The 10,066-nt window shown below is 40.7% G+C and carries 11 protein-coding genes; 4 read left to right on the top strand and 7 right to left on the bottom strand.

Going from position 1 to position 10,066, the window contains the following annotated elements:
• Positions 1 to 194 precede the first annotated feature (194 nt).
• Positions 195 to 719 carry a hypothetical protein gene (locus tag BGP78_RS07130; RefSeq protein ID WP_147386065.1) on the bottom strand — a complete coding sequence of 175 codons (525 nt, stop codon included), beginning with the start codon at positions 717 to 719 and terminating at the stop codon, positions 195 to 197.
• Between the two features lie 98 nt (positions 720 to 817).
• Between BGP78_RS07130 and BGP78_RS07125 the strand changes: the two genes are divergently transcribed.
• A complete protein-coding gene (locus BGP78_RS07125) occupies positions 818 to 1,972 on the top strand; it encodes an IS110 family transposase (protein WP_119860748.1) in 1,155 nt (384 codons plus the stop codon).
• A gap of 406 nt (positions 1,973 to 2,378) precedes the next feature.
• Here the strand turns inward: BGP78_RS07125 and BGP78_RS07120 are convergent, their stop codons facing one another.
• The 3 genes from BGP78_RS07120 to BGP78_RS07110 form a co-directional block, all read right to left on the bottom strand.
• Positions 2,379 to 2,660, bottom strand: a complete 282-nt coding sequence (locus BGP78_RS07120) for a hypothetical protein (protein ID WP_119860747.1) — start codon at positions 2,658 to 2,660, stop codon at positions 2,379 to 2,381.
• A gap of 340 nt (positions 2,661 to 3,000) precedes the next feature.
• The gene (locus BGP78_RS07115) at positions 3,001 to 4,089 is read right to left on the bottom strand and encodes an IS91 family transposase (RefSeq protein ID WP_119860746.1); all 1,089 of its coding nucleotides are present in this window, start codon (positions 4,087 to 4,089) and stop codon (positions 3,001 to 3,003) included.
• Positions 4,086 to 4,919, bottom strand: coding sequence for a tyrosine-type recombinase/integrase (locus tag BGP78_RS07110; protein WP_119860745.1), 834 nt, complete (start codon positions 4,917 to 4,919; stop codon positions 4,086 to 4,088). The genes BGP78_RS07115 and BGP78_RS07110 overlap by 4 nt, the downstream gene beginning before the upstream one ends.
• Positions 4,920 to 5,340: 421 nt before the next feature.
• Here BGP78_RS07110 and BGP78_RS07105 point away from each other — a divergent pair, with 421 nt between their 5' ends.
• Both BGP78_RS07105 and BGP78_RS07100 read left to right on the top strand, forming a co-directional pair.
• A complete protein-coding gene (locus BGP78_RS07105; RefSeq protein WP_119860744.1) occupies positions 5,341 to 5,592 on the top strand; it encodes a site-specific integrase in 252 nt (83 codons plus the stop codon).
• A gap of 128 nt (positions 5,593 to 5,720) precedes the next feature.
• Positions 5,721 to 6,491 carry an integron integrase gene (locus BGP78_RS07100; protein WP_310732131.1) on the top strand — a complete coding sequence of 257 codons (771 nt, stop codon included), beginning with the start codon at positions 5,721 to 5,723 and terminating at the stop codon, positions 6,489 to 6,491.
• 89 nt (positions 6,492 to 6,580) lie between these two features.
• On the opposite strand, the gene BGP78_RS07095 is transcribed toward BGP78_RS07100, so the two are convergent.
• Positions 6,581 to 7,468 (bottom strand): PD40 domain-containing protein, encoded by an 888-nt coding sequence (locus tag BGP78_RS07095; RefSeq protein WP_119860742.1) that lies wholly within the window; start codon positions 7,466 to 7,468, stop codon positions 6,581 to 6,583.
• A gap of 418 nt (positions 7,469 to 7,886) precedes the next feature.
• On the opposite strand from BGP78_RS07095, the gene BGP78_RS07090 reads away from it, so the two are divergent.
• Positions 7,887 to 8,090 carry a hypothetical protein gene (locus tag BGP78_RS07090; protein ID WP_119860741.1) on the top strand — a complete coding sequence of 68 codons (204 nt, stop codon included), beginning with the start codon at positions 7,887 to 7,889 and terminating at the stop codon, positions 8,088 to 8,090.
• A gap of 97 nt (positions 8,091 to 8,187) precedes the next feature.
• Here the strand turns inward: BGP78_RS07090 and BGP78_RS07085 are convergent, their stop codons facing one another.
• Positions 8,188 to 9,498: a hypothetical protein gene (locus BGP78_RS07085; protein WP_119860740.1), complete on the bottom strand. Its 1,311-nt coding sequence runs from the start codon at positions 9,496 to 9,498 to the stop codon at positions 8,188 to 8,190.
• 87 nt (positions 9,499 to 9,585) lie between these two features.
• Positions 9,586 to 10,062 (bottom strand): GreA/GreB family elongation factor, encoded by a 477-nt coding sequence (locus BGP78_RS07080; protein ID WP_119860739.1) that lies wholly within the window; start codon positions 10,060 to 10,062, stop codon positions 9,586 to 9,588.
• Positions 10,063 to 10,066: the final 4 nt, after the last annotated feature.

Genomic DNA, 10,066 nt, shown 5'->3' with positions numbered 1-10,066 from the left:
AATTGATATAGATATATTAATTTAACTTCTGAACGCAAGAAGTGCATCCACTCGGCTAAAATAAATGAACGCCGCTACAAATAGAAAAATATATTCATCACTATTTACTATAAATAAGCTATAAAACTCACTTCGGGCTTGTTCAACACCCAGATAAGGTGTCGGCTGCGCGACACCTATCCTTATTTGTTAGGTTACTGTTCCCAATGCTCTATTGTATATAAACCACAAGCAGAAATTAAGTCTAAGAATTCGTTCAATTTATCGATGTTTCGATAATATATAATATTTGTATAATCCTCACTTCCTAAGTAAATACACTCATATTCAGGAATGGCAATTTTAAAATATTCGTCATTTGTACCACTACAATAATGCTTTAATAACTCTCGACTTCTAAACTCTTTGAAAGCTACTCTATCAGCATTTTTACCTTTGAATCTATAAGTATAAACCCTTGTAATCTCGATTAACTTTTCACTTAACAGGTTTAATTTAGAAGTTCTTTTTCGATCTTCTTCATCAGAAACATTTTCAAGAAAATGGTAATCATCCTTCCCTAACCACTGCTCAAACACAGAAACAGCTAAGTATGTAAAACCTTCTACTTTATGAGCTGCGCTATAAGTTGCAGAATCAATATTTGGAAATTTTTCAGTTAACTCCTTATTTAGAGTTTTGCTGATATTCTGGAATCTGCGCATAAGTAACCTAGACATAATGACTCCCACACGGTGCTAGCCTCCGCATTTTCGTGGGTTAGCTTAAAGCCAGAGCCATAATTAGTTTGTCAAATAACTAAATAGCAGAGGCTAGCATGAGCAAACATAACATACTTTTCATTGGCTTAGATACTCATAAAGAGTTTAATGAAGTGGCTTATATTGAAGAGCAACGCGGCGCTCAACCTATCCATCACGGCCGAATTCCTTCTTCTAAAGTCGCTATTAAAAAGCTTATCAGGCAATTTGAATCTAAATACCCTAATGCAACTCTGCATTTCGTTTATGAGGCTGGCCCTTGTGGTTACTGGATTTACCGTTTAATTACTTCTCTTGGACATTGCTGTTACGTGGTTGCCCCCTCTTTAATACCTAAAAAGCCTGGTGAACGCATTAAAACTGACAAACGTGATGCACTAAAACTCGCAAAGCATCTTAAATCTGAAGACTTAACCCCTATTTATGTCCCCGAGCCTGAAGATGAAGCTATTCGTGATTTATCTCGTGCTCGAGAAGTCGCCATGAAGGATTTAAAAGATGCCAAATACCAACTAAAAGCGCTGTTACTTCGCAATAATATTAACTATGCAGGCACAGCAAACTGGTCTCTCAAACACTTACGTTGGCTCACCGAACTTGTGTTGCCACACCCTGCACAACAAATCGTTTTACAAGAGTTTATTCAAACTATAAACGAGCGAACTCCACGATTGGGCCGACTCGACAACGAACTATCTCATCATATTTATCAATGGCGTTATTACCCCGTTGTTAAAGCCATTCAAGCCATGCGCGGCGTTCGCTTACTTGTCGCCGCTGGCGTTGTGGCTGAGCTTGGTGATTTAACCCGCTTCGATCATCCGCGTAAACTCATGAGTTACCTTGGCCTTGTACCAAGTGAACACTCAAGCGGTGGTAAAAGGCATATTGGTGCAATTACTAAATGTGGCAATGGTCGAGCAAGGCGATTATTAGTTGAAGGCGCGCATAGTTATCGCCATGCTGCCAACGTATCGACTGAACTACAAAAACGACAAGAAGGCTTGCCAAAGCAAATTGTTGATATCGCATGGAAAGCACAATTAAGACTCTGCAAACGTTATAAAAAGCTTATAAATAAAGGCAAGCATTACAACCTTGTTGTCACTGCTATTGCCAGAGAAATGATTGCGTATATCTGGGCAATTGCAAAAGAAGTAGTATTGATACCCGTTAATCCAAGATTACGTTTAGCACGGGTATCCGCTTAAAATGAACGAATTAGAGTTAATGCATTGGGTCAGGCATCGGGTGTGGCACAAACACCGACGGCGTTAGGATGGCAATGCTGCAAACACAGCATTGAACCACGAACATAGACTGAAGACAGGTGCCACGTCGAACTAAGTAAGGTCTGCTCTGCTCACGAAAGTGAGTAACCAACGAATATCAGCATGAAAACCGACGAAATTACTTGCTTCATCCTATGTATTAACTCGCTCTAATTCGAATTGAGAGATTATGGCTTATAGTTAAGCAGGGATCAGTGTGTTTAACTTGACAGTGGGAGTCATACCAACGCCGCCATAAACGGCACAAAATAGCTGGCTAAAATAAGCGAGGAACGAGCACAAGCCAGCTGTTTTGTGTCCGCTTTTGATGACCTTGTTATAAGCCTTATAAACGAACCCCATTCTCATAATGGTAATGTTCTTGGCTGGCAGTTGTGAAACCACCTATAAAATTTGGCTGTTTACTCTTTTCGGCCAATTTTTCTTTTTTAATGCTGTGCATGTCATTTTCTATAGCCCAATCAAATACACCTTGATCAAGGGGGTATTTCGTAATTAGCCCACTTAACTTATTTTCTTTTATCCAGCTTTCAGCCAATTCCAACGTGCTAAAAACACCACCAGAAAAGCCATTACTATTTTTATTAAATACCCAAACCCAATTCATACATCATAGCTCCAAGGGCTTATAACTATTTAGTATTTATGCAGCACGTTGTTTGTGCTGCATAATCGCTTGTTGGACTGAGCCGCTACCTGCTCGGTGTGTCAGAGTTGGTGTTATTTATGCTATGGGAATTTGCTTTTAGTGGCGTAACTTGTCTCGAGCCTATTTTATCGGCTTGTCTTTCGTGATTAAGCAATCCCTGCATTACTCAGTACGTTTTATCCTGCCATTAGAGCTAATTTTCGCCGATTTATCAATGATATTTTCACCGCGCACGCACTTTTCTAGCCCGAACACTTAAGCAGGTTAACGCGTTGATTTAATTCAGCAAGCTCTGCTGCTAACTCGTTCGCGCTAATTTCATTGTCTCTTCACTTGAATTAACCATTTCACTAAATCGTAAGACCCCTATTTTACATACTTCACAAGCCCAATGAGGGGATGGTGACGCAGCTTCCGCCTTTTTCTTCTTCACTTTACATAGATTGGGCCCTTGTGCCTTTATCAACGCTAACTTTCGTTTGCAACATGCATTGGCTAAAAAGCCATAGTGACGAATGCGCATAAACCCTTTTGGCAGCACATGCTGTAAATAGCGCCGTAAGAACTCTCTACAACTCAGTGTCATGACCTTTTCGCTGTGTTTATCGGCATAGTTTCGATATTTAAAGCGCACGCTGTGTTTATTCACCGACACCAGTCTCGATTCTGACATCGCGCCCTTTCGGGTATACCGTGCTAGATAACTTACTAACTTATCACTGTATGTTAAACACGCTTTGCTATACACACACCATTTAGCTGGTGTGTGTATATGTGTCAGCGAAGTACCTTGCGCATGCAAGGCCGCAAGCATTTTCCCTCTAAATACTGTTGATAATGCTTTAACTGGGTATAAGTAGCCCTGTTCTATTTCATGCCATTGAGTTTGCGTTAGCCCTCCCGCTGGTACTAAGCAATGCAAGTGAATATGCTGACTTAAGGTTTGTCCCCATGTATGCAAAACGCTTGTCATCCCTAACTGCCCATGCCCTTTACGCTGTGCAAATTTACTTAGGGTGTCCCATACTGCTTTAAATAAACACTGATAAAGCGTGTTTGGGTCATAGCGTGCAACAATATTCAGCTCATGTGGCAGTGTAAAAACAAGGTGGAAGTAACGACAAGGCAATAAACGGGCTTGCTGTTTTTGCGCCCACTGTGCTGTTGCCATACTTTGACAGCGTGGGCAGTGTCGGTCTCGGCAGCTGCATCCGACCTGTTTTACCTCGCCACACGTATCACATTGCCATGATTGATACCCTAACTTGCCTGTCCTACATGATTGAAGATGTTGGCAAACCCGTGTCTGCTGGTAATTCAGAGAGTGGTGTTGCCGATAATCATCTAACCCTAAGTTTAAAATATCAGCAAGGTGTAACCTACTCATTGTTTTGCCCAATCGGCCAGTAAATCAATGCCGCCATGGCCTAATTCAGGTAACCAATGCAAGTAACTCTGTGTCGTTTTGATATCACTGTGACCAAGCTGATGTTGCAATTGGTGAAGCGGCATGCCTGACTCAAGTTGATGTGTCGCGTAAGCATGGCGAAGTGCATGCGGGTTACACTGCTGCAAACCAATGCTGTGTGACTGCTTCCTTAATGACTTTCTAAAGCTCGATGGCGACATCGGTTTGTCCATAAGCCATCGAGAATAGAACATCCAGCCTGATGGACGGTACACTTTCCAGTAGCAACGTAACTGCTTCAATACACTCTCTGACACAACAACGTAACGTGATTTATCTCCTTTACCCTGCTCAATTAAAATGGTTTTTCGTTTACCGTCTATGTCTGTAACTTTAATGCGCAATAGCTCACCAATACGTAAACCACAGCCATAACACACGATAATTAGCGTCTTTAATCGCATGTCTGTGCAGCTTTCTATCAGCCGTTGTATCTCGCTACGAGATAAATAAATGGGTGCTCGAGACTTCGCTTTTGGTAAGGTAATATCTAAGTTCAATGGCCGATGTAAAATGTGCTTAAACAAGAACCAAATACTGTTTATCTGTAACTTTTGGCTTGCCCGAGAAAGCTTGCGAATCGCCGGATCTTGAAAGAATGAATTCAACTCTTCATCTGTAATTAAATCCAATGATTTATTAAAGTAATTTCTGAGTTTAAGTAAGTGCGCGCAATAGCTTTTACTTGTTCTTTGTGAATAACCTCGATAGGTTATTTCTGCCTTGACCTGTTCAATGAGTGTATGCATTTTTGACCTCTAAGTTGTGAAATAACTCAGAGAAAGTGTGGCTCAAATGCTGAGAGTAGGATCTCCGCGTAGCGGCTTAGTTCAACAGCGTTTTAGCGTGAATGTCGATAAACACCCTGCCCTTGTGTCGTGCAGAGAAAATCAGAACCGCTAATTAATTTAATATATATTAGTAACTTAACACTTTCCCTCACACACAACAATCACCTTGTAACACCTTCTGAACCCGAGAATTTACTTAACCGAGCATCAGTTGGGTCGTTATGTAATTTTACTAAAGTAAAAACCACATATAATTCAGTTAATTATGTTCACATGCTAATTTAAACGCGCATTTTTAAAATTACATAACGAGAAGCAAAGTTCGCAATTTTCACAAACTAAATTATAACTGTATATAAATACAGTTATCGAGCTTATTATGTCTTCCTCTCCTTTTCTTGAATCTGTTCGAACCGAACTGCGTACAAGGCGCTATAGTATTAAAACTGAGAAAGTGTACTTATACTGGATCAAGTCATTCATCATTTTTAATGATAAAAAACACCCTAAGGATATGAGCAACCCTGACATTGAGCGCTTTCTAAACCACTTAGCAGTCAACAGGCTCGTCAGTGGCGCTACTCAAAATCAGGCCTTATGTGCCATTATTTTTCTGTATCGATATAATTAACCTCAGCTCTGGATAAGCGAATTTGCCCAATAAAGCTATTTTCTCACTCTCGGCGTTGCTTTCATTTGTAATAGCCCGCTATTACTGCATAAAAGCGCCTTGATATTGAGTAAAATATCATCATTGGATTGTATGTAAGTTTGTTTTCAAAACATTTTCTGCTCCAAAACCCTTATCCAAACCTGAGGTTAATTAAAAAAGACATTAAAAATCTTCGCTACTCGTTTACTAAACGAGAGAAGTCAATGCCCACGGTGTTATCCCATGAAGAAGCCATGCAAGTAATTGCGCCGCTACATGGAAAGTACTGGTTAATCGGCTCGCTACTTTACGGGTGTGGGCTAAGAATAAATGAAGCACTCCAACTTCGCATAAAAGACATTAACCTAAATGACAATTCCCTCTTTGTATTTCGAGGAAAAGGTAAAAAAGACCGATATACTTTGCTGCCACAGCGACTGAACCAGGCAATAACCCAACAAATAGCGCAGGTGAAACTACTTCATACTAAAGACGTGTCTGAGGGATATGGCTTAACTTCACTTCCGCCTGCCTTATTACGAAAATACGGCAACGCAGCAAAAGATACTGCATGGCAATATCTATTTCCTTCATCTACGCGTTGTGTGCACCCGTATGACAACTATATTTGCCGACATCACATTCATGAAACATCCTTTAGAAAACAGCTAAGGCAGGCTGTGTTAGCCACGCCAATTACCAAACACGTTAAAGCGCATACATTCCGCCACTCTTTTGCCACACAACTATTACAAAATGGTACTGATATTAGAACTGTGCAAGCGCTGTTAGGCCATACCGATTTAAAAACAACCGAACTCTACACGCATGTGATTGGGAGTCGATTTAGCTATACTTTAAGCCCAATAGATAGGTGAAGCATTCAGTTATAATAGGCCAGTAAGCTAATGCCTTACTGACGTATTATAAAGGGCTGTTTATAACCGATTCATTATTACAGGCTGACTCACTTGGACCTAAGTGCTGCTATCACTTTTGCATCCACCCAATGCTGTTTACCAACATAATAGCGACTACCATCTTTTCTATAGTGCCAATCACCTCGAATAAAAAACAAGTATTTACCATCATGTGACACGATTGGAGAACTTTCTTGAAGATTAGTGTTTATGTGAGGCCCCATATTTTGAGCTGCTCGCCAAGCGCCATCTGTATCTTTAAAGCTAATATAAAGATCCGACTGGCCGTTGCCATCTTCACGCACCACATCCCAGATCAGATAAGATTCATCGGGTGCAATATAAGGGTGGGCGATATAGTCCCCTTGATTTATCTCAGGCCCTAACTTCACTGGGTTCTCGTATGTGCCATCAATTAAACGCGAATAACCCAAATTGCCATGTCCATTATCTTCTTTTTTGAAAAAAGGAAAGTAATAAGTGCCATTTAATGACACTGATAAGCCATGCGCGTTTTCTTTTAAAAAATCTCCCGGAGTTTTTAACTCTGACCATCTGTCACCTATCCGCTCTCTATATTTCTTAGCGACATACATTTTATTGCCATCATGAGAGAATTGCGGCCATCTTATTGGTGTTTCTGATACAGGCCCCCAGCGTTTACCATCATAGCGAATAACAAAAAATGTCCGTTGTTTATATTTACCATTTGCTTTTGTAAAGTAGAATGTTTTTAAGTCTGGGGTAAATGTACCGCTTTCAAATAACCCCTCTGGTGAGACGACCTTGGGCTCGAACACTTTAGGTATTAAGCCGGGTGGCTTTTCACCAAAATAACGTGCATCACCCGCTATAGTTTTAACTTGGCTATAACTATTCCCGCTCAACATGATGGTTGAAAAAAATAACACAGTTGAAATACCAATACGTTTCATAATTTACCTTGTTGTGAAGCCAATAATAGCTATTACTTGTTTATTGTTTTTAATTCGGCAGCTATTATTGATGTATGATTGAACGAGAGAGAACAGTAACCTTTCCGGCAAAAAAACACCTGACACACGAGTGACTTCATACTGATTTTTAGCTGGTTAGTGCTATATATCCGCCATATAAAACGCATTATTTCAAGATAACCAATATATTTTTATAACCATATAAATCATGAAATTAAAAAATAACACTCATCAGTTTACAGGTGCGTTATTTTAAGTTTTAAGGTGTAGTTTTAAGGTGTGCTTTTAAATACTTGAGTTAAAAACAATTGACTACTCAGCCATCCGCGAATAATGTAAAGCGCATCGCCTGAACCATAAGCAGGGCCAAACGGACGAATTAAAAAGGAATATAACAATGCAGCAAAATAGACGAGCACAAACTCAAAAAAAGATGGGGCTATGTATTGCCTTAGGCGCTGGAGTCGGCTCCAGCGTGGGTATCACGGTTGGGGTTATTTTTGATATTTTAGCATTTAGTATTGCAATGGGTGGCGCGTTTGGCGTAAGCATAGGGGCGGCTGTGGGCGCTGCTTTATCAGCAAAACCATCGCATAAATAGCGCAACTTTTAATGAGAAAAACGTCTCGCTCTGCTGTTTTTTGCTGACTGAGCGTTAACTCACATCACACTTTAACGGTTATCACCCACCGCTAAATTCAGTGCTCATAACGCTCGGCCCATGTCAGGGTACCCAATACCTTGGGTTCATCCAGCTCGTAAGAATAAGTATGAATATCATCTATTTGCCGGGCATGAAAACGCTGCTCAACGTCAGCTATATTTGCGCTAGCCCACTGCTCAAGTGAGTCTGATTTTTTAAATAAATGCGGTTTTTCTACTACATCCGTCATCAAGTTAGACCATAGTTCAGCCTGAATTTGCGGCGGCTTTTCATTAACTTGCTCAACCATGTCATTCATCCAGCTTAATCCGAATGCTTCATACGCATGTAATAATTTTTTATGGAAGTTTTTACGCGCACCATCATCAGGCATGGCATCGTCCAATGACACGAATTGCCCCTCTGAGCTTTTGTAATAGTTTAAATGTGCGTCGTAATTCACTTGCTGGCCTACGTAATTGAAAATATTATTTGGGCCGTTGTCGTCCGCTTCATTTAACATATCAAAAAAGGCCCTTTTATCGTTATGCGACACCAATTTTGCCATATCAATAATGCCGCGACTTTTTTCAAAGTCCCCTTCCTTTAGATGGGCGTTAATGGTGCTGAGGTCATCATCACTGTAGCTCGACCGTAACAGCACGTCAGTGTAGGCATCAACTAAGTGTTTACTTTGATCACCTCTCATAAAAGCCACATTAAAGCCGTTTTCTGCTCGTGGCACGTGCATTAAAATCGGCTCTTTGCCTTCCTCATTTGTGGGGATCAAAGGTACCGGCTTTTGCTCATTCTTAGCTTGTTCAGCGAGTACACCGAATGTCTCTATGGTGTCTTTCAACCTATCGGGTGACATACCATCAAGTGCCTTGAATAACTCGTCTGCTTTTTTATTATTCATCAGTGAAAAGCGTGGAAATGACTCTTCTAGTACCTGTGTAAACTGGCTAAGTGTTTCATCGTCCATTTTTTCTAAAATAGATAGCAACCGTTGTGACGGCTCATACTGCTTCATGATGTCGCGCTGTTCAGGATTGAACCTGTCTAATTGATCTAAAAATGCGTCTATATCTGGCTTATTATTTAATTCACCGTAGCGATACTCGCGCTCATTACCTTCGCCCGACATATCGATTTTAACATACGGCACATACCCAAAAGGCTTCGACAGTGCCGCACTATCCGCAGCGTAAGAGGTAGTCACGTTATTTTGCGTATATTTGCTTGCTTCTTTATCAAGCAGCGAGCGTTCTGCGTCAGTCAGTTTAATTTGACCCGTATTCACCGCTGATGGGCGATGCATACCTGTCAATTGGGGCTTGTATAAAGTAGTTTGCTGTATTTTCACCGCTTTTTCCTTGCGATCGTTTAGTTCAAAAACCAGTCAATAACAATAGATATCGACTAACTCCTTGCAAACTTTATCGTTATTTGGTTATAAAATTGCCACAACGTCAAAGTGCTGAGTACGATCGCCCACAGTAAGCACCACTTCATCATCAACTTCTTTATTAAACAGCGCTTGTCCAATAGGAGATCCGTGTGTGATCACCAAAATAGCATGTTGCTGAACAGTCACTTTTAACCCGCCTTCGCTGGGGCCTAAGTAAAACCAGTGCGTCTTATCATCTGTATCAATGAGTTGCACAAGGCTCCCTTCTTTTGCCCGTTTTTCAGGGTCTTGGCTAAAGCTATGGGTAAACAGCGAAATCGATTTATGGATCTCATTCACCCGTTCACTTTGCCCATGCGCTAAATACCCTGACTCAATACTTAAAGAGTCGTACTGTGTTTCTGCTGCGCTTTGTTCATGTGTTGCATCTTGATGCGCACTGTCTGCCGCTTGTTTTGCTTCTGCCAGCTTTGTCTCTAGTGCAAATTTTATATGCTCTATTACATGGCCTTTATTCATCTTC

This window comes from Pseudoalteromonas sp. MSK9-3, assembly GCF_003590335.1.
Lineage (GTDB): Bacteria > Pseudomonadota > Gammaproteobacteria > Enterobacterales > Alteromonadaceae > Pseudoalteromonas.
The sequence above is the reverse complement of the archived record's forward strand: the minus strand, read 5'-3'. Positions and strand labels throughout refer to the sequence as shown.

Excerpts from the sequence above, each read along its gene's own strand:
- BGP78_RS07130 (WP_147386065.1), bottom strand. The coding sequence starts at position 719 with ATGTCTAGGTTACTTATGCGCAGATTCCAGAATATCAGCAAAACTCTA.
- BGP78_RS07125 (WP_119860748.1), top strand. The coding sequence starts at position 818 with ATGAGCAAACATAACATACTTTTCATTGGCTTAGATACTCATAAAGAG.
- BGP78_RS07120 (WP_119860747.1), bottom strand. The coding sequence starts at position 2,660 with ATGAATTGGGTTTGGGTATTTAATAAAAATAGTAATGGCTTTTCTGGT.
- BGP78_RS07115 (WP_119860746.1), bottom strand. The coding sequence starts at position 4,089 with ATGAGTAGGTTACACCTTGCTGATATTTTAAACTTAGGGTTAGATGAT.
- BGP78_RS07110 (WP_119860745.1), bottom strand. The coding sequence starts at position 4,919 with ATGCATACACTCATTGAACAGGTCAAGGCAGAAATAACCTATCGAGGT.
- BGP78_RS07105 (WP_119860744.1), top strand. The coding sequence starts at position 5,341 with ATGTCTTCCTCTCCTTTTCTTGAATCTGTTCGAACCGAACTGCGTACA.
- BGP78_RS07095 (WP_119860742.1), bottom strand. The coding sequence starts at position 7,468 with ATGAAACGTATTGGTATTTCAACTGTGTTATTTTTTTCAACCATCATG.
- BGP78_RS07090 (WP_119860741.1), top strand. The coding sequence starts at position 7,887 with ATGCAGCAAAATAGACGAGCACAAACTCAAAAAAAGATGGGGCTATGT.
- BGP78_RS07080 (WP_119860739.1), bottom strand. The coding sequence starts at position 10,062 with ATGAATAAAGGCCATGTAATAGAGCATATAAAATTTGCACTAGAGACA.